Source organism: Mesorhizobium sp. WSM4906 (assembly GCF_029674625.1).
Lineage (GTDB): Bacteria > Pseudomonadota > Alphaproteobacteria > Rhizobiales > Rhizobiaceae > Mesorhizobium.
This window is the reverse complement of record NZ_CP121355.1, coordinates 512,869-531,290: the sequence shown is the minus strand read 5'-3', so window position 1 is coordinate 531,290 and position 18,422 is coordinate 512,869. Positions and strand designations below refer to the sequence as shown.

The 18,422-nt window shown below is 64.7% G+C and carries 23 protein-coding genes; 17 read left to right on the top strand and 6 right to left on the bottom strand.

Annotated features, from left to right (window positions below):
* Window positions 1–274: 274 nt before the first annotated feature.
* The 4 genes from QAZ22_RS02415 to QAZ22_RS02400 all read left to right on the top strand — a co-directional run bounded on the left by QAZ22_RS02415 (window position 275) and on the right by QAZ22_RS02400 (window position 4,840).
* Window positions 275–2,083, top strand: coding sequence for a methyl-accepting chemotaxis protein (locus QAZ22_RS02415; protein ID WP_278205402.1), 1,809 nt, complete (start codon window positions 275–277; stop codon window positions 2,081–2,083).
* Between the two features lie 246 nt (window positions 2,084–2,329).
* Window positions 2,330–3,436, top strand: coding sequence for a hypothetical protein (locus QAZ22_RS02410; protein ID WP_278205401.1), 1,107 nt, complete (start codon window positions 2,330–2,332; stop codon window positions 3,434–3,436).
* Window positions 3,437–3,769: 333 nt separating this feature from the next.
* Window positions 3,770–4,381, top strand: a complete 612-nt coding sequence (locus QAZ22_RS02405) for a nucleoside triphosphate hydrolase (protein ID WP_278205400.1) — start codon at window positions 3,770–3,772, stop codon at window positions 4,379–4,381.
* Window positions 4,382–4,531: 150 nt separating this feature from the next.
* Window positions 4,532–4,840: a hypothetical protein gene (locus tag QAZ22_RS02400; protein WP_278205399.1), complete on the top strand. Its 309-nt coding sequence runs from the start codon at window positions 4,532–4,534 to the stop codon at window positions 4,838–4,840.
* Between the two features lie 7 nt (window positions 4,841–4,847).
* Here QAZ22_RS02400 and QAZ22_RS02395 read toward each other — a convergent pair whose 3' ends face one another.
* The 3 genes from QAZ22_RS02395 to QAZ22_RS02385 form a co-directional block, all read right to left on the bottom strand.
* A complete protein-coding gene (locus QAZ22_RS02395; protein WP_278205398.1) occupies window positions 4,848–5,552 on the bottom strand; it encodes a glutathione binding-like protein in 705 nt (234 codons plus the stop codon).
* 179 nt (window positions 5,553–5,731) lie between these two features.
* Window positions 5,732–6,940, bottom strand: coding sequence for a beta-ketoacyl-[acyl-carrier-protein] synthase family protein (locus QAZ22_RS02390; protein ID WP_278205397.1), 1,209 nt, complete (start codon window positions 6,938–6,940; stop codon window positions 5,732–5,734).
* Window positions 6,941–6,944: 4 nt separating this feature from the next.
* Complete coding sequence (locus tag QAZ22_RS02385; RefSeq protein WP_278075019.1) at window positions 6,945–7,199, bottom strand: acyl carrier protein; 255 nt, start codon at window positions 7,197–7,199, stop codon at window positions 6,945–6,947.
* A gap of 195 nt (window positions 7,200–7,394) precedes the next feature.
* Between QAZ22_RS02385 and QAZ22_RS02380 the strand changes: the two genes are divergently transcribed.
* The 5 genes from QAZ22_RS02380 to QAZ22_RS02360 are packed head-to-tail and all read left to right on the top strand — an operon-like array spanning window position 7,395 to window position 9,797.
* A complete protein-coding gene (locus QAZ22_RS02380; RefSeq protein WP_278205396.1) occupies window positions 7,395–8,252 on the top strand; it encodes an urease accessory protein UreD in 858 nt (285 codons plus the stop codon).
* A 27-nt stretch (window positions 8,253–8,279) separates the two neighbouring features.
* Window positions 8,280–8,582, top strand: a complete 303-nt coding sequence (locus QAZ22_RS02375; protein WP_040975088.1) for an urease subunit gamma — start codon at window positions 8,280–8,282, stop codon at window positions 8,580–8,582.
* 25 nt (window positions 8,583–8,607) lie between these two features.
* Window positions 8,608–8,862 (top strand): DUF1272 domain-containing protein, encoded by a 255-nt coding sequence (locus QAZ22_RS02370; RefSeq protein ID WP_278205395.1) that lies wholly within the window; start codon window positions 8,608–8,610, stop codon window positions 8,860–8,862.
* Window positions 8,863–8,890: 28 nt separating this feature from the next.
* The gene (locus QAZ22_RS02365; protein ID WP_278205394.1) at window positions 8,891–9,484 is read left to right on the top strand and encodes a HupE/UreJ family protein; all 594 of its coding nucleotides are present in this window, start codon (window positions 8,891–8,893) and stop codon (window positions 9,482–9,484) included.
* Between the two features lie 7 nt (window positions 9,485–9,491).
* Complete coding sequence (locus QAZ22_RS02360; protein WP_278205393.1) at window positions 9,492–9,797, top strand: urease subunit beta; 306 nt, start codon at window positions 9,492–9,494, stop codon at window positions 9,795–9,797.
* Between the two features lie 20 nt (window positions 9,798–9,817).
* Here QAZ22_RS02360 and QAZ22_RS02355 read toward each other — a convergent pair whose 3' ends face one another.
* Window positions 9,818–10,261, bottom strand: coding sequence for a hypothetical protein (locus QAZ22_RS02355; protein WP_278205392.1), 444 nt, complete (start codon window positions 10,259–10,261; stop codon window positions 9,818–9,820).
* Window positions 10,262–10,501: 240 nt separating this feature from the next.
* Window positions 10,502–10,867 (bottom strand): hypothetical protein, encoded by a 366-nt coding sequence (locus QAZ22_RS02350; protein WP_278205391.1) that lies wholly within the window; start codon window positions 10,865–10,867, stop codon window positions 10,502–10,504.
* A gap of 188 nt (window positions 10,868–11,055) precedes the next feature.
* Between QAZ22_RS02350 and ureC the strand changes: the two genes are divergently transcribed.
* From ureC to QAZ22_RS02310, 8 genes are all read left to right on the top strand, one after another.
* Entirely contained in the window at window positions 11,056–12,771 is a 1,716-nt protein-coding gene (gene ureC, locus QAZ22_RS02345; RefSeq protein ID WP_278207770.1) for an urease subunit alpha, read from the top strand.
* 93 nt (window positions 12,772–12,864) lie between these two features.
* On the top strand, window positions 12,865–13,458 hold the full coding sequence (locus QAZ22_RS02340) for a hypothetical protein (RefSeq protein ID WP_278205390.1): 594 nt from the start codon (window positions 12,865–12,867) through the stop codon (window positions 13,456–13,458).
* Between the two features lie 58 nt (window positions 13,459–13,516).
* Window positions 13,517–14,122 carry a glutathione S-transferase family protein gene (locus QAZ22_RS02335; RefSeq protein WP_278205389.1) on the top strand — a complete coding sequence of 202 codons (606 nt, stop codon included), beginning with the start codon at window positions 13,517–13,519 and terminating at the stop codon, window positions 14,120–14,122.
* Window positions 14,119–14,694: an urease accessory protein UreE gene (locus QAZ22_RS02330; protein ID WP_278205388.1), complete on the top strand. Its 576-nt coding sequence runs from the start codon at window positions 14,119–14,121 to the stop codon at window positions 14,692–14,694. The genes QAZ22_RS02335 and QAZ22_RS02330 overlap by 4 nt, the downstream gene beginning before the upstream one ends.
* Complete coding sequence (locus tag QAZ22_RS02325; RefSeq protein ID WP_278207769.1) at window positions 14,687–15,358, top strand: urease accessory protein UreF; 672 nt, start codon at window positions 14,687–14,689, stop codon at window positions 15,356–15,358. The genes QAZ22_RS02330 and QAZ22_RS02325 overlap by 8 nt, the downstream gene beginning before the upstream one ends.
* Window positions 15,355–15,795 (top strand): DUF3995 domain-containing protein, encoded by a 441-nt coding sequence (locus QAZ22_RS02320; RefSeq protein ID WP_278205386.1) that lies wholly within the window; start codon window positions 15,355–15,357, stop codon window positions 15,793–15,795. The genes QAZ22_RS02325 and QAZ22_RS02320 overlap by 4 nt, the downstream gene beginning before the upstream one ends.
* Window positions 15,792–16,424, top strand: a complete 633-nt coding sequence (gene ureG, locus QAZ22_RS02315) for an urease accessory protein UreG (RefSeq protein WP_278205384.1) — start codon at window positions 15,792–15,794, stop codon at window positions 16,422–16,424. Before QAZ22_RS02320 ends, ureG begins: the two co-directional genes overlap by 4 nt.
* Before the next feature lie 138 nt (window positions 16,425–16,562).
* On the top strand, window positions 16,563–17,330 hold the full coding sequence (locus QAZ22_RS02310) for a class II aldolase and adducin N-terminal domain-containing protein (RefSeq protein ID WP_278205382.1): 768 nt from the start codon (window positions 16,563–16,565) through the stop codon (window positions 17,328–17,330).
* Window positions 17,331–17,692: 362 nt separating this feature from the next.
* On the opposite strand, the gene QAZ22_RS02305 is transcribed toward QAZ22_RS02310, so the two are convergent.
* Window positions 17,693–18,325, bottom strand: a complete 633-nt coding sequence (locus QAZ22_RS02305; RefSeq protein ID WP_278205380.1) for an HAD family phosphatase — start codon at window positions 18,323–18,325, stop codon at window positions 17,693–17,695.
* Window positions 18,326–18,422: the final 97 nt, after the last annotated feature.

The window sequence follows — 18,422 nt, the reverse complement described above, 5'->3', positions numbered from 1 at the left end:
CTTCTCCCCGTATAGTGACGGGGAGAAGGGAGTTGGCCCGCTACCTTGGCGCTTTTCCTGCAAGCTGGCGATTGGCGAAATCGGCGGCGACAGCGTCCCTCTCCCCGTCACTATACGGGGAGAGGATGCCGGCAGGCAGGTGAGGGGCAGCGCCCAACCTTGGCCATTGGCAGTTGCGGTGAGGTTCTGCCCTCGGGCGACACTTGCGACCCCGCTTTGCCATCCCCACCGCCTTGCCGCTATGATGCGCCGGCTTGGATTTGGGGGGATCGGCATGTCGGAAATCGCCACGGGCACGACCTCGCTGCTGAGGGCCTCGCTCAGCCGCACCGGCAAATGGGCGGGCAGCGTCGCCTTCGTCAGCGGCGCGGTGTCGGACGTGCTCAATCCGCTCGGGCCCTTCGCCGCCTATATCGCGCTGATCGCGGCGGTCGCGGCGGCGATTATCGCCATCGCCATGGTGCTGCGTCTGGTGCTGGCGGCCAAGGCCATGCCGGCGCTGATCTTCGCAACAAGCGCCGCTGCGATCGCCGGCGGCGTCTACGGTATCCAGCAGGAGACCAATTCCCAGAACGGCGTCATCGCCACCCTGGTGCCGGCGGTGGCCGAGCTCCAGCAGTCGCTCGGCATCGTCTCCGAGAAGGTGGCGAGGATCGAGCAGACGGTCACCGAAACGCAGAAGACCGTCGAACAGGTCAAGAAATCCACCGACACGGTGGCGCGGAAGACCGACCAGATCGCGCAGGCTGAGAAGCAGCAGACCGCGCAGGGCGCCGAGACGCAGAAGACCGTGGAAGCGGTGAAGCAGACCACGGATACGCTTGCCGCCGGCCAGCAACAGCAGCAGGTTCAGGCCGAAAAGCTGCAGGCGACGACTGAGCAGATCGCCGCCTCCATCGACACGATCGCCAAGGGCTTTGCCCAATTGGCCGCGCAAGGCGGCGCGATTGCCGATCCCAAGCGTCCCGACGAGTTCTACCACAACGCCCGCGTCTATGAGCTGGCGGGCGACATGCTCAACGCCAGGCGTTCCTATCTCGCCTTTGCCGGCTTCGATGTCGACGCCATCGATCCCTATACGCGCTTCGCCACGCTGCTGAGAGTCCAGGACGGCAAGGCCGGCGCCCGCGAAGTGTTCGGCCAGCTTGCCGAAAAGGCCAAGGCGCCTGCGATCACGCTCGTCCATCTCCTGCAGTTCGACGACGCCCAGCGGCGCGACAAGCTCGATGCCTTCATCACGGCCAATCCCGACTATGCGCCGGCTTACTTCCTCCTGGCGCAGGAGTTTTCGGAGGATCGGCTCGGCAGCCAGACTCTGGCCGACAAGCGCAGCGAGGCTCAGGCGCTGACCAAGTTCGTCTCCTACGAGAAGGATGGCGGGCTGCTCAAATATTTCGTCGACCAAAGGGAGCTCGCCGACTGGCTCGACCGCAGCCGCAGCCGGCTGGTGGCGCTCGGCGACGTGCTCGACCCGGCGCGCTTCGTGCCGACGCTGACGCCGACGCGCTCCAACGCCGGCTGGTCTATGACGATCTCGCTGCCCGAACCGGCGACCGCGATCTCCTGGCGGCTCGGCGACAGCGGCCCGTTCACCGACACCGGCCTGATGGCGATCAACGACCAGCGCACCGGCAAGCCGATGCCCAATCCGAGCTTCGAGTTGCCCGACAGCACCGCCGCCACCAATATCGGCATAAAATATCTCGACATCAGGGGCCGTGAGACCGGCCCGTTCGATATCCGCTTCGATCCGGATTCGGCACTCCAGCAGGGCAACAAGCAGATTCTCGATCAGTTCTGGACGTCATGGATCGCCTTCGACGCCGGCGGCAACCATGGGCTGGTCTATTTCACCCAGATGCTGTCCTTCCGCTGCGCCATCAAGGAGGTGCGCTACAGCCTGAACGGCACCGCGCTCGACAATCAGATCAAGATGCCGCCCTGCGACGCCAAGGATCCTTACGCCATCCCCTCGGACTACCAGCCCTATTTCAGGGTGAAGGACGACGTGAAGTCGATGGCGGTGCAGGTGACGTATACCGACGGCACGAAGTCGCCGGTCAGGGAGTATAAGAGGCAGTAGGGGCTCCTCCCACCCTCCCCCTTGTGGGGAGGGTCGATCCGCGCAGCGGATCGGGGTGGGGGTCGAAAGGACTCTTTTTATTTAGTTGGACCCCACCCCATCAAGCGATCTTCGCTTTGCTTCGATCGCTCGCCGACCCTCCCCATAAGGGGTGGGGGCTGATGCAAATTGCCTATGGCCCCGCTTGCGCGAACGGCACCGGACAGGCTTTGCTGCCGCCTCGAAGATTCGGGGGAGGCAGGATCAATGGATATGGTCACCATCACCGCAAAGGGCATTTCCGTCTCGCTCGATCTCGCCGTCGGCCATATCGCCGCCATGGAGATCGAGGCGGAAGGGCGCCGCCTGATGCCGCTCCACCGCGCGCCTTGGGTCGGCTCGCCGCGCGAGAGCCTGCCGCAGAATCTCCCCGAAGGCACGGCTCGTCTGTCGGGCGATTTCCTCTGCGCGCCGTTTTCCAGCAGCGATGTCGAGGAAGCGCCCCTGCATGGCTGGACGGCCAACAGCGAATGGGACGTCGTCGAGAACGGCGCCATTGCCGGTGGCCGGCGAGCCGTCTTCCGGCTGCGCCGCAAGGTGATGGGCGCCGCCGTCGACAAGATCTTCACGCTGCGCGACGGCCATCCCTTCCTTTACCAGGAGCACGTCTTTTCCGGCGGCTCCGGCGCGATTTCCATCGCCCATCATCCGATGACGGCGATGCGGGACGGCGGGCGGCTCGCCTTCTCGCCGAAGCGTCTGGCGGTCACGCCGGCGACCCCGCTGGAGCCCGATCCGGCGCGCGGCCGGTTTCGCCTGGCCTATCCCGCCCGTGCCACCGATCTCGCGCATTTTCCTCTGGCCGCTGGCGGCACCGCCGATCTCGCCGACTACCGCATGGATGACCGGCGCGAGGATTTCATCACCCTGGTCGAGGCCGATCACGGCGGGCCGGGCTGGACGGCGCTGGCCCGCCGCGCCGAGCAGGATCTGGTGCTGGTGCTGAAGAACCCGGTCGAACTGCCGGTCACCATGCTGTGGTTCAGCAATGGCGGGCGCGACTACGCGCCCTGGAGCGGCCGCCATGTCGGCGTGCTCGGCATCGAGGACGGCCGCGCCGCGGTCGGCCACGCCGCCTCGCTCGGCGACAACTGGCTGAAGCGCGAAGGCGTGGCGACGGCCTTTGCATTGACCGGAGGGCGGAGCGTCTCCTTCCGCCACGTCATAGGCGCGCTTCCGTTCGCCGAGGCTGAACCACCGAGGGGTCTGGAACAGGCGACCGATCGACTGCGCATCCTTGCCCCGAATGGCCCGGCGAAGGAGGTGCCGTTCGACGGCGAATTCCTGTGCATCGGGCGTTCGGTTCCGGCCTAGGCCAGTAAGTTCGTCATTCCAGGGCGAAGCAGGAGCGAAGCTCCGTCGCGGAGACCCTGGAATCCATGCCGTGACATTGGCCGAAGAGCCCAACGGCGCAGAATTCTGAACCGCGGCAGCGCTCGGGCGTCGCGGAATGGATCCTCGGGTCTGCGCTGCGTCGCTACGCTCCTTGCTCCGCCCGTGGATGACGAAGGGATAGGCGTCTCGGCTGATCTCGAGGGCGGGAGACTGCCAAACAATCAGTCGAAACTTCGGCATCAAGGAACCACGTTTGAAATTTCCGCCGACAGCCGCCAAGATGCGGCCGGAGTAGCTAGCGAAGAGGCGCCGATGTCTGACCTGGCCCATATCACTGCCGCCATCTTCAAGCGCGCCGGCAAGGCAAAGCGTTTCGTCGTTGCCATTGCCGGTCCGCCCGGAGCCGGCAAGTCGACCATATCGGGCCGGCTGCACGAGCTGCTGCCCGAGGGCACGTCCGAAGTCGTGCCGATGGACGGCTTCCACTATGACGACATCGTGCTGAACCGCCGCGGTTTGCGTTCGCGCAAGGGCGCGCCGGAAACCTTCGATTTTGCCGGCTTCGAGACGCTTTTGAAGCGTATCCGCTCCGGCGAGCCGGACATTGCCATTCCGGTCTTCGACCGCAGCATGGAATTGTCGCGCGCGGCGGCCGAGATCATTTCCGCGGACACCAAGTTCATCCTGGTCGAGGGCAATTATCTCCTCCTTGATGAGGAGCCGTGGTCGCGACTGGCGCCCTTGTTCGACTTCACCATCTTCGTCGATGTGCCGCGAGGCGAGCTCGAGCGCCGCCTGATGGAGCGCTGGCGCGGCCATGGCAAGTCCGACGAGGACGCGCGCGCCTGGATCGTCTCCAACGACATGCCGAACATCGAGCGCGTGCTGGCCAGGCGCCGGGAGGCCGATCTGGTTATTGGTTAACCTGCTCAATTTTCACTATTTTTTGGCGGGAACCTTAAGACTTACAAGTCGTTATGGCCGTACTCCCAATTGTCCGGCGCCGAGGCAATTCCAGGAAAAGTGTGTAACGGTTTTCCGGCCGGACTTGCGCGAATAACAGGGAACCGTGCCATGGCAACCAAGACCAGAAAACCCGCGCCTGCCAGAAGCAGGGCTAGTCAATCCAGAGCCGGCACTGCTCCGGCAACGGCTGAGCGCTCCAAGGACGCCAAGCCGACATTCGGCAAGGCGGCGCCCAAGCAAGTCGTGCCCGGCGCGGCGCACAAGACCGCCGCAAAGGCCGCGAAGTCGCATAAGCCGGCGGCGAAGTCGGGTCCGATCCGCACGGTCGCAAGCGTCGCGACCGGCGCGGTGGTGGCCACCGCGCGGCTTGCCGCTTCCGTGCTCGGCCGTCGCGGCGCCAAAGCCAAGACCAAATAGAGCGCGCTCAGCCCCTCGCCGGGATGGTGAGGCCCCTCTGCACGGCCGGTCGGGCAAGGCCCCGCTCCAGCCACGCCGCCACGGTTGGAAAATCGTCGAAGCCGACAAGCTCGCGCGCTTCGTAGAAGCCGATCAGGTTGCGCACCCAGCCGAGCATCGAGACGTCGGCGATGGTGTATTCGTCGCCCATGATCCATTGCCGGCCCTTCAGCCGCGTTTCCAGAACGCCGATGAGGCGCCGCGACTCGTCGCGATAGCGTTCCAACGGCCGCTTGTCGGCGATCTCGCGCCCGGCGAATTTGTTGAAGAAGCCGACCTGCCCGAAGATCGGGCCGATCGCCGCCATCTGGAAGAACACCCACTGGATCGTCTCGTAACGCCGGATGGGATCGGCCGGGATGAGCTTGCCGGTCTTGTCGCTGAGGTAAACCAGGATGGCGCCGGATTCGAACAGCCCGATCGGCTTTCCGCCCGGCCCGTTCGGGTCGATGATCGCCGGTATCTTGCCGTTGGGGTTGAGCGACAGGAATTCCGGCGTCCAGCTCTCGTTCTTGCCGATGTCGACATAGTGCGGCTCGTAGGGAAGGCCGATCTCCTCCAGCGCGATCGAGATCTTCACGCCGTTGGGCGTCGGAGAGGAATAGAGCTGCAGGCGGTCGGGGTGCCTGGCCGGCCAGCGCTGGGCGATCGGAAAGGCGGTCAGGTCGGTCATCGTGGCTCCGGGTGCGGATTGGCGCCGAATGGGTGCTTGGCAGGTCGGCAAGAATTAGGACCCTGACCCCTCGGGATCAATATGTCGGCAATCGACTCGCCGTGCACGGGAGCATCAAAGCATTCCCGTCAGGCCAGAAACGCGTTCCGGCGGATGGCGGGCGTGTCGGATTGCCCGTATCAGATCGCCTTGAACGCCAGCACCGCATTGGTGCCGCCGAAGGCGAAACTGTTGCTCAGCGCCGTGCGCACCTTGCGCTCCCGCGCCACGTTCGGCGTCACGTCGAGATCGCATTCGGGGTCGGGCTCGCGGAAATTCGCTGTCGGCGGCACGATGCCGTCGCGGATCGCCATGACGCAGGCGATCATCTCCAGCCCGCCCGACGCGCCGAGGCAATGCGCATGCATCGACTTGGTCGAGGAGACCGAGAGCGACCGCGCATGCTCGCCGAAGACGCGCTTGATCGCCGCGGTCTCGATCTGGTCGTTGGCCTTGGTGCCGGTGCCATGCGCGTTGAGATAGTCGACATCCTCGGGGTTGAGCCCGGCATCGACCAGGCAGAAGCGCATCGCTGCTTCCGGTCCCTCGACCGTGGGCGCGACGATGTCGGAGGCGTCGGCCGAGAGGCCCGCGCCGGCGATCTCGGCGAGGATGGTGGCGCCCCGCGCCATGGCATGGTCGTAGCTTTCCAGCACCGCCATGCCGGCGCCTTCGCCGAGCGACAGGCCCTGGCGGTCGGCCGAGAACGGCCGGCAGGTGTCGGGCGAAAGCACCCTCAGCGCCTCCCAGCCCTTGAGCACGCCCCAGACCAGCGGCGCTTCGGTGCCGCCGGCGACCATGACGTCGGCGCGCCCGAGCCGGATGTGGTCGACGGCCGAGGCGATCGCGTGGTTGGCCGAAGAGCAGGCGGAGGTGACGCCGAACACCGGGCCGCGCAGGCCGAGATTCATGCTGACCTGGCCGGCTGCGGCGCCCGGCATCACTTTCGGCACGGTGAAGATGGCGGCGCGGTTGCGCCCTTCGAGAAGGATGGCGCGGTAATTTTCCTCGATCGTTTCGAAGCCGCAGACGCCGATGCCTATGGTTGCGCCCATCCGGTAGGTGTTGTCGGCATGCGCGGTGAGCCCGGACTGCCGCATCGCCTCCCGCGCCGCGATCACCGCCAGCAGGCTGAAGCGGTCCATCGACACCACTTGCTTGCGGTCGATGCCGTGATCGGGCAACTCCTTGATTTCGCAGCCGACCTTGACCTTCAGGTCATGCAGGGACGGGTTCTCGATCGGGCCGATTGCCGAGCGGCCGGCGCGCATGGCGTCCCAGATCGCCGGCACATCGTTGCCGAGCCCGCATATTCCGCCAATGCCGGTGATGACGACGCGCTTCAGCATGCAATCAGGCTTTTTTCGCGATCAATTCGCGAACCGCCTCGACCATGTCGCCGACGTTCTTGAGGTTGCTCCAGGCGTCGACCGTGTTCATCTCGATCTCGATGCCGTACTTCTCCTCGAGGTCGAAGATGATCTCGGTCAGCTCCAGCGAGTGGATACCAAGCGTGTTGAGATCGGTGCTGGTGGTGATTTCCTCACCGCCAGTCTCGGCATGCGCCTTGATCTTTTCGATGATTTCGCTCGTCAGTTGGTCAGCCATTCGGTTCCTTCCCCTGTCGTTTTCTGACGCCAACTGATCAGCGCCCCTTCGTCCCCGGATTCACAAACGCCGTCGCCCCTACCTCGCCAGGCATCGCGTGACCGCTCCAAGGTGGCTCCCTCTATAGAAACCGAAACGATGTCAAGCAACAAGCTATATATCGACAAAGCCACCGGAGTGCTTAACGTTGGGGCCGTGGACACGATCGACGATATCCTGGTTTCCCCGCCCGCCGTGCAACGTGTTGCCGGGCGAGGCAGGCTTTTCTGCGGCAAGAGCGGCGGCCGGACCCGCCTTCGACGCCTCTACCAGGACGGATCGGCCAAGATTCGCATGCCGGCGGTGCAAGGCGACCCGCTCGAGGCCGTGCTGATCAATACGGCCGGCGGACTGACCGGCGGCGATCGGCTTGGCTGGTCTATCGAGGTCGGCGACGGCGCCGCGGCCTCCATCACCACACAGGCCTGCGAGAAGATCTATCGCGCCGCATCGGATCGCGCCGAGACGACAGTCACCCTCGATGTCGGCGCCGGCGGCCAAATCGCCTGGCTGCCGCAGGAAACGATCGTTTTCGACCAGGCGGCCTTTGCAAGGACGCTCGATGTGAAGCTTGCGGCGGATGCCGAAGCGCTGCTTTTGGAGGCGACGCTGTTCGGCCGGCTGGCGATGGGCGAACGGACGCTTCTGGGCAATTTCCACGACCGCTGGCGCGTCCATCAGAACGGCCGGCTCATCCATGCCGAGGATTTTCGCATCGGCCCGGATATCGCGGCCAGGCTCCAGCATCAGGCGGTGGCCGGCGGCGCGCGCGCGATTGCAACGGTGCTTCTCGTGGCCCCGCGTGCGGAAACCCTGCTGGAGCCGGCGCGCGAGATCATCGGGGATCCCCACGTCGGTGGCTGGAGCGGCGCCAGCTTCTGGAGCGTCGGGCAATCTGGCAAGCTTCTTGCGAGGCTCACCGCCGGCGACGGCTACCAGCTCCGCCAGCGGCTGGTTCCGCTCGTCGAATTGCTCAACGGACGGGCGGGCCTGCCCAAATTATGGTCACTCTGAGTTTGATCTCGAATACTGGGAAGACGCATGAATCTCACGCCGCGTGAAAAGGACAAGCTGCTGATCGCCATGGCGGCGATGGTAGCGCGCAAGCGGCTGGAGCGCGGCGTCAAGCTCAACCACCCCGAGGCGATCGCGCTGATCACCGACTTCGTCGTCGAGGGCGCCCGCGACGGCCGCTCGGTGGCCGAGCTGATGGAGGCCGGCGCGCATGTCGTCACCCGCGCCCAGGTCATGGACGGCATTGCCGAGATGATCCACGACGTCCAGGTCGAGGCGACATTTCCCGACGGCACCAAGCTGGTGACCGTGCACGAGCCGATCAGGTGAGGGCCGATCCGGTGAGGAGGAACCGATGCTGGAACTGAGGCCCAATTGCGAATGCTGCGACAAGGACCTGCCGCCGGAGGCTATCGATGCGCGGATCTGCACCTTCGAATGCACCTTCTGCGCCGACTGCGCGGAAGATGTGCTCGGCGGTGTCTGCCCGAACTGCGGCGGCAATTTTGCACCGCGGCCGATCCGGCCGGCGGCAATGCTGAAGAAGTATCCGGCATCGACCAGGCGTGTGCTCAAGGCCGAGGGCTGCGGCCCGCGCAAGGCCGCCTGATCCGGCAACATCGAAAGGAAAGCCGCCCATGATCTCCGCTTCGACGAAACGCATCTCGCTCGCCGCGCTCCTGCTCTTGGCAGCAGCAATGCCGGCTTACGCCCATGTCGGCATCGGCACGACCTCGTCCTTCGCGGCCGGCTTCACGCACCCATTGTCCGGCCTCGACCATATGACGGCGATGATCGCCGTCGGCCTGTGGGCGGTGATGAAGGGCGGCAGGGCTATCTGGGCATGGCCGCTTGCTTTCGTCGGCGTGATGCTCGCGGGCGGCGCGCTCGGCATGCTGCATGTGCCGGTGCCCCTCGTCGAGCCGGGTATCCTCGCTTCGGTCGTGGCGCTTGGCCTGCTGGTCGCGCTGGCGGTCGACCTGCCTGTCTCGGCCGGCATCGCCGTCATCGGCCTGTTCGCGCTGTTCCACGGCCATGCGCATGGCACCGAGGTGCCGCGGAATGCCGGCGGCCTCGAATATATGGCTGGCTTTGCCGCCGCGACGGCGCTTCTTCATGCCGCAGGGATCGCGGCCGCGCTCGGCCTTGGGCTGCGCTTCCGCGGCCTGGCGCGTGCCGCCGGCGCTGCCTGTGCGGCGGTCGGCATTGGCCTTGCCTTCGGAATGCTGTGAGGGCGCGATGAATCCGGGCGAAGTGATCACGGCAAAGGGCGAGATCGAGTTGAACAAAGGTCTGCCGACGGTGACGCTCAAGGTCGCCAACAGCGGCGACCGGCCGATCCAGGTCGGCAGCCACTACCATTTCTTCGAGACCAATGAGGGGTTGAAATTCGACCGCGAACGCGCTCGCGGCATGCGTCTGGACATCGCCGCCGGCACCGCTATGCGCTTCGAGCCCGGACAGGAGCGCGACGTCACGCTGGTGCCGTTCGGCGGCAAGCGCGAGGTCTATGGATTTCAGCAGAAGGTGATGGGCAAGCTGTGAGGTATGGCGGCGCGCTCAAATCACTTCGGCGGAGGCTTGGCGGCCGCGTAGATGACGATCTTGCCGGGATTGTCGAATTCCACGGCGAGCACGTCGTCGGCGAGCACGCGCCGCGAATCGATCGCATTGAAGAGCAGCGCGTTCGCTTCGATTTCCTGGCGCAGTTCCGTGACGTCGTCCTGATGCTGCTTCACCTTGTTCTCGATCGCCGGCGGCGGTCCGCCCTCGCTGCGTGCCGCATCCGTCAGGAAGACGATATCGACGGTGTCGAGCTTGGTCGTCTTGCGTACCGTGCCGATGTTCTCGCGTGTGCGGTCAATGGCGGTGATGACCTTGCCGGCTTCCGTCTTCGACAGCGTCTCTTCCTGCCGGATGTCGGAGTCGACAATCGCCGCACCCGGCTTGGTGTTGTCCAGCGGCTGCGCCGGGAAAGCGGCGCGCGGCACGGCGGCTGTCAGAAACATGGCCGCCGCCATAGCTGGAAACGCTATTTGGACGCGGCCCTTCATCGCTCGCTCCTGACTGAATTTCCGGTGGGGCGAAAAGAGCGAAACGACTCTTATGGGCCACAGGTTCCCTTGGACCTTGCGCCGGCAAGCCTGAAACCGGCCCGCCAGCGCTTGCCAGGCGACTTTTCCAGGGCCCTGCTTTTACGCGATTCCGGACGGAAGATCGCTACACACTTTTCCTGGAATCGCTCTCGGTCAGCTTGCCTTCTTGGTGATCAGGGTCAGCGCGCCATTGGGCTGCAGGCTGGCGGCAATCACCTGCGCCGAGCTCATGCCCTTGGCTTCGAGCGCGGATTTCACCTTCGGCGTCGCGTCGATCGATTTGCGCAACGTCTGCAGGCCGGCGTCGCCGCGTTGCGCCACGATCTGGTTGACCTGTGTTTGCGTGTCCTTGGGCAGTTCGGTGATGTCGACGATGCTGACGCTCTCGATCGTCGGTGGCTTGGCGGGTGCAGGCGCGGTCGGCGCCGGGCTCGGCTGCGGCGCGGGCTGCTGCTGAGCACTGGCCGCATCCGCCAGCATCAAGGTGGCGGCAGCGGCGAAAACGATCGTCTTGCGCATGGATATTCCTTCCATCGGTTTGGCAAACGGCTTCGGAGTGATCCCGCCCACCTCGGCCGCCAGATGGGAACGCCCAAATGGGAACGCAAAGTGTCGCTGAGCGGGTCATTGCGTGACCATTGGATGGCGACAATGTGCGCACCAGGCCCGATCAACCTTTTCGGCAACCTCACTTTCGGGAGCAATCGCTGATGGCCAAAATCACCCGTGCCGCCTATGCGCAGATGTATGGCCCGACGGTCGGCGACAAGGTGCGGCTGGCCGACACCGAGCTCTTCATCGAGGTCGAGAAGGATTTCACCGTCCATGGCGAGGAGGTGAAGTTCGGCGGCGGCAAGGTGATTCGCGACGGCATGGGCCAGAGCCAGGTGCCAAGAGCCGGCGGCGCCGTCGACACCGTCATCACCAACGCGCTGGTCGTCGATGCGCTGACCGGAATCGTCAAGGCCGATATCGGCCTGAAGGACGGCCGCATCGCTGCGGTCGGCAAGGCCGGCAACCCGGATACGCAAGACGGCGTCACCATCATCATCGGCCCGGGGACCGAGATCATCGCCGGCGAAGGCAAGATCCTGACGGCCGGCGGCTTCGACGCGCATATCCATTTCATTTGCCCGCAGCAGATCGAGGAAGCGCTGATGAGCGGCATCACCACGATGCTGGGCGGCGGCACCGGTCCGGCGCATGGCACCTTGGCCACCACCTGCACGCCGGGGCCTTGGCACATGGCGCGCATGATCCAGTCCTTCGACGCTTTCCCGATGAATATCGGCCTGTCCGGCAAGGGCAATGCGTCGCAGCCCGCCGCGCTGGAAGAGATGGTGCTCGCCGGCGCCTGCTCGCTGAAGCTGCACGAGGACTGGGGCACGACGCCGGCCGCGATCGACTGTTGCCTGTCGGTCGCCGACGCTTACGACGTGCAGGTGATGATCCACACCGACACGCTGAACGAATCGGGCTTTGTCGAGAACACGGTAGCGGCGATCAAGGGCCGCACCATCCACGCCTTTCACACCGAGGGCGCCGGCGGCGGCCACGCGCCCGACATCATCAAGGTCTGCGGCCTGCCCAACGTCATCCCGTCCTCGACCAATCCGACAAGGCCCTACACCGTCAACACGCTGGCCGAGCATCTCGACATGCTGATGGTCTGCCACCATCTGTCGCCGTCGATCCCCGAGGACATCGCCTTTGCCGAAAGCCGCATCCGCAAGGAGACGATCGCGGCCGAGGACATACTGCACGATATCGGCGCCTTCTCCATCATCTCCTCCGACAGCCAGGCCATGGGCCGCGTCGGCGAGGTCGCGATCCGCTGCTGGCAGACCGCCGACAAGATGAAGCGACAGCGCGGATCATTGCCGCAGGAGACCGGCGACAACGACAATTTCCGCGTCCGCCGCTACATTGCCAAATACACGATCAACCCGGCGATCGCGCATGGCTTGTCGAAAGAGATCGGCTCGGTGACGGTGGGAAAGCGCGCCGATCTGGTGCTGTGGAATCCGGCCTTCTTCGGCGTCAAGCCGGAAATGGTGCTGGTCGGCGGCACCATCGCCGCCGCCCCGATGGGCGATCCCAACGCTTCGATCCCGACGCCGCAGCCGATGCATTACCGGCCGATGTTCGGCGCCTATGGCAAGGCGCTGACCAACTCGTCGGTGACCTTCGTCTCCAAGGCCGCCTTCGAGGCCGGCTTGCAGGAGAAACTCGGTGTCGACAAGGCGATGGTCGCGGTGGAAAACACGCGCGGCGGCATCGGCAAGCACTCCATGGTGCTCAACGACGCCACGCCGCATGTCGAGGTCGATCCGGAGACCTATGAGGTGCGCGCCGATGGCGAGCTCCTGACCTGCGAGCCCGCGACGGTGCTGCCGATGGCGCAGCGATATTTTCTGTTTTAGGCCGATTGCGCTTTCCGGTGAGCGGGCAAATTCCGTTGCGGCTGGAGTGTGGACCCTGCACTATGCGGTTGAGCAACTGCATAGCGGACAACCATGCCCACCGAAATCGCCTCTCCCCACGACATTTTTCCGCATATCCGTATCGTCATGGGCATGGTGATCGGCCTCGGCGTTACCAGATTGCTGTCGGGGGTCGCCCGCATCGTCCAGCATCCCGGCCAGTACCGGCTCTATGCCGTGCATCTCGCCTGGGTCGGCTCGGTTCTCTTGATGCTGGTGCATTTCTGGTGGTGGGAGTTCGGGCTCTACGCCATCCAGTCATGGACCTTCGGCAAGTACCTTTTCATCATCTTCTACGCCATCACGCTCTTCCTGCTTTGCGCGCTGCTGTTTCCGGATTCGATGCTCGACTACACCAGCTACGAGGACTATTTTTATTCGCGGCGCGCCTGGTTCTTCGGCGTGCTCGGCGCAACTTATCTGCTCGATATCATCGACACGCTGCTCAAGGGCCCGGAGCATTTCGCCCGCTTCGGCAATGAATATCTGATCCGCACGCCGGTGTTCGTGGCGTTTTGCCTTGTCGCGATCCTGGTGCGCGACCGCCGCTTCCACATCGCCTTCGTCGCGGCGGCCCTGATCTACCAGATATCCTTCATCCTGCGGCTCTTCGACACCATCGTCTGAGCGGCATTGGGTCAACGGGTGGGATAGTTTAGGGTCGAGGAAAAGGCAGGGCTCAACCATGTACAAGGCCGTCGGATCGCGAGGTTCCCGCGTCAGCCGCGTGCTCTGGATGCTCGAGGAGCTCGGGCAGCCCTACGAATTCGTCGAGGTCAAGCTGCGCTCGCCCGAGGCTTATGCGCTGAACCCCTCCGGCAAGGTGCCGATCCTGATCGACGGCGACCTGAAGATCACGGACTCGGCGGCGATCTGCGTCTATCTGGCGGACAAGCATACGGATAAGGGCATGGGCGCCAATCCGGGCCTCGCCGGCCGCGCGGAGATCGATTCCTGGATGCATTTCGCCCAGAGCGAGCTGGAAGCGCCGCTGTGGAACAAGCTGCGCCATCGTTTCCTGCTGCCCAAGGACGTGCGCGTCGATGTCGGCCCTGCAACCGCGCATGACTTTGCATCCGAAGTGAAGGCGCTTGCCCGCCGGCTCGGCGACAGGCCCTTCGCGCTCGGTGACCGCTTTTCGGCGGTCGACGTGCTGCTCGGCGACATCGGCGGTTGGGCCCGCGCCGGCCGGTTCCCGATCGACTCCGATCGGGTTAATGCCTATTTCGATCGTGTTCTGCAGCGCCCGGCCCGCGCTCGCGCGCAAGCCAATGGAGGAGCCTTCAAATGAAGCTCGATATCCGCACCGATTTCACCAAGTTTCCGCGTGCCGTCTCGGTGGTTCCGGCCCGCGAGGCGGGCGCGGCCGTGGTCTATGACAAGGCGGTGCTTGCCCATGACGAGCGGCATCTGCGCCGCCGCGCCATCGAGACGGCGGGCGGCGGCAAGGTTCTGGTCGACCTGCCGGAGCCGGTGGCTCTGAACAATGGCGACCGGCTGGTGCTGGAGGACGGTCGTCAGCTGGAGATCGTCGCCGCGCCGGAAGAGGTCTACGACATCCGCGCTCGCGATGCCGTGCATCTCACCGAGCTTGCCTGGCACATCGGCAATCGTCATCTCGCAGCAAGCATCGATGCGGATCGCATCCTCATCCTGCGCGACCATGTCATCAAGGCGATGCTGGAGGGGCTCGGCGCCACCGTCAACGACGTGCTGGAACCGTTCAATCCGGTGCGCGGCGCCTACTCCGGCCATGGCCACGACCATGATCATCATGGTCACGGCCATCACGATCACGGCCATCACGATCATGATCACTCGCATGAACATCATGACCATGGCCATCACCATCACCATGACTGAGCGGCCTACCGGCGCCGCGCTGCTGCGGCTGATGGCATGGCTGTCGCCGTCCTTTCCGGTCGGCGGTTTTTCCTACAGCCATGGCCTCGAACGTGCCGTGCATGACGGGCTGATCGCCGACAGCAAAGATCTTGCCGCCTGGCTGGAAACACTGGTCGAGATGGGCTCGGGCTGGAACGATGCCGTGCTCTTCGCCGAAAGCTGGCGGCGCGCGCGTGACGGCGGCGATCTGACGGAAGTGGCCGCGCTTGCCGAGGCGCTCACCGGCTCGCGGGAGCGGCACCTGGAAACCATGCTGCAGGGCGCGGCTTTCCTCAAGGCGGCCTCGGCCTGGCTGTGTCCCGCATTGGAGCGCTTGCCCGCCGATTGCCCCTATTGCGTCGCCGTCGGCGCGGTTGCCGGGAGCCACGGCATCGGCTTGGCGGAGGCGTTGTCGGCTTTCCTGCAGGCCTTTTTCTCCAACCTCGTGCAGGCCGCCATCCGGCTCGGCGTTGCAGGGCAGGTCGATGCCGTCGCTTTATTAGCCGGCTTTGAATCCTTGGCATTGTCGGCGGCCGCTCGTGCCGCCAATTCTTCGCTCGACGATCTCGGTGGCTCCGCCTTCATCTCCGACATCGTGGCGATGAAGCACGAAACCCAACACTCTCGTCTGTTCCGCTCATGACCATTCTCGCCTTCGCCCTTTCTGTCGTCCTGCTCCTAATCACCACGCTGCATGTCTATTGGGGCATCGGCGGCGTCTGGCCGGGAACGGACGCAAAATCCTGCGCCCGCGCCGTCGTCGGCTTTCGCGACGTCGACGAAATGCCGTCGTCATTGGCGAGCTTCGCTGTCGCTGCTTGCCTCGCGCTCGCCACGCTCTGGCCTCTGGCGCTCGAAAGCGTCTTTGCCTCGCCGTTTCCGAAGCAGGGGCTTGCCGCCACCGCGCTGCTGATCGGTCTCGTTTTCCTTGGCCGCGGCATCGCCGGTTTCACGCCTTGGTGGCGCCAACTGGCGCCGGAGCAGCCTTTCGCGCGGCTCGACCAGCGCCTCTATTCGCCGCTCTGCCTGCTGATCGGGCTGGGCTTCGCCATCCTCGCCATCACGGAGTTTCCGGCATGACACAAGCCAATGGCCCCCTTCGCATCGGCATCGGCGGTCCCGTCGGTTCCGGCAAGACGACGCTCACCGAAAAACTCTGCAAGGCGCTGCGAGACCGGTTCTCCATCGCCGTCGTCACCAACGACATCTACACCAAGGAAGACGCCATGATGCTGGCTCGCCTGCAGGCGCTGCCGGAGGAGCGCATCGTCGGCGTCGAGACCGGCGGCTGCCCGCACACCGCCATCCGCGAAGACGCCTCGATCAACCTGCGGGCGATCGCCGAGCTGAACAAAAAATTCCCCGACCTCGACGTCATCTTCATCGAATCCGGCGGCGACAACCTTGCCGCCACCTTCTCGCCGGATCTTGCCGATTTGACCCTCTATGTCATCTCGGTCTGCCAGGGCGAGGACATTCCTCGCAAAGGCGGTCCAGCCATCACGCGCTCGGATTTCCTCGTCATCAACAAGAGCGATCTGGCGCCCTATGTGAACGTCAACCTCGACGTCATGGAAGGCGACGCCACCCGCATACGTGGCAAGCGGCCCTTCGGCTTCACTGATCTGTCGCGCGGCAAGGGGTTGCAGGAGGTGATCGACTTCATCGTCGAGCATGGCGGGCTGCAATCGGCGCGGCCGGCGGCCTGATCCACGGCCTGACCCACCAGTTTGCGGTTGCTGGATGCGGTTGGGCGCGGCATTCTCCAGCAATTCCAGGAAAAGTGCGTAGCGGTTTTCCGTCCGGAATTGCGTAAAAGCAGAACCGCCAGAACCGGAGGATTTTCGATGAGCCTTGCCCGTTTGCACAAGGAACCGCTGAGCAACCTGCCCTATTACGAGGAGCGCGTCGATCTCGCCGCCGCTTTCCGCTGGACGGCGCGGCTCAACATGCATGAGGCGGTCGCCAACCACTTTTCGCTGTCGGTCAACGAGGACGGCACGAAATTCCTGATGAATCCCAACCAGGTGCATTTCTCGCGCATCAAGGCGAGCGACCTGCTTCTGATCGACGCCAACGATCCCGACACGCTGTCAGGCCCGAATGCGCCCGATCCGACCGCCTGGGGCCTGCACGGCGCCATCCATCGCAACGTGCCGCATGCGCGCTGCGCCATGCATGTGCATTCGATCCACGCTACCGTGCTCGCTTCGCTGGCCGACTCGACGCTGCCGCCGATCGACCAGAACTCGGCCATGTTCTTCAACCGCCATGTGGTCGACGCCCACTATGGCGGGCTGGCCTTCGAGGAGGAGGGCGAGCGCTGCTCCAAGCTTCTGACCGACCCCAAGGTCAAGGTCATGGTCATGGGCAATCACGGCGTGATGGTCATCGGCGACACTGTCGCCGACACCTTCAACCGCATGTTCTATTTCGAGCGCGCCGCCGAGACCTACATCAAGGCGCTGTGGACCGGCCGTCCGCTGCGCACGCTCTCCGACGAGATCGCGGAAAAGACGGCGCGCGAGGTGGACGACTATCCCGGCCAGGCCGAGCGCCATCTTTCGGAGCTGAAAGCGATCCTCGACGAGGAAGAGCCTGTTTACCGGAACTGAAGCTTTTGTCCTGCTCCCCGGTTACGCCACGCAATGCACACATCTTCCGTGACCGGCGTGACTGGTAAGGCCGCGGCTTGATTGCCACGTGCTTCCCCCAATCCGTCGCTGCTTCGCAGCGCCACCTTTCCCCCCTCCGGAGGGAAAGGAAGGAAGCCTTGCTGGACGAGCGTTGACGGCAAAAAGCCTGGCGCCTTTCCTCTACCCCGTCGATCGGGGGAGAGGTGGCTCGGCGAAGCCGAACGGAGTGGGGGTCGACCAGCGCTACATTAGACAATGCGTGCGCCAAGCCGCCATGCACGCTATCGCCAAAGACCAGCCGGCAGGCGGATGAGAGCCAGCGCTGACGCTCGGAAGTTTGCTCAGAGCCCCAATTGCGCCCGCAATTCATCCGCGCTGTTGATGACGACAGCGCCGGGCGGTCCTTCCAACGGCGCCTCCGGCCAGAAGATCGTCTTCATGCCGGCCGCCAGTCCGGCCATGGCGCCGGTCCGGCTGTCGTCGACCGCGACGGCGTCCGCCGGGTCGACGCCCGCAAGATAGGCGGCGCGCAGGAACGGTTCCGCATGCGGCTTGCCCAGGCGCACGTCATTGCGGCTCACCGTGTGCATGCCGGGATAGACGAGACCGACCGCGCCGAGATTGGCGTCGACGATCAGCCGGTCGGAATTGGACACCACGGCCTGCTCGACGCCCAACGCGCGCAGTTCGTTGAACACTTCGATCGCGCCGGGGCGCGGCTTCAGCGTTTCGGCCATCGGCAGATAGTGGTCGTATTTGCGCACGATCCAGTCGTCGAAGGGCAGGTCGAGGCCGAACTGGTCGCGCAGCATTTCGTAGACCGGCCATGCCGCGATACCGAGCACCCGTTCGTGCAGATCGGTCGGCGGTGCGATGCCGACGCTGCGCAGCGCGGCCACGAGGGCGGCCTCGTGCAGCGGCTCGCTGTCGACCAGCGTGCCGTCCATGTCCCAGAAAACCGCTTTCGGCGTCATGCGAGGCTCCTTTTGCCGATCCCATAATGCCTTTCCCCATCGAGATAAACCGTCCGGCCGGCAAATGGTTGAAGCAAGGCGAATTGATTCGTCCGCG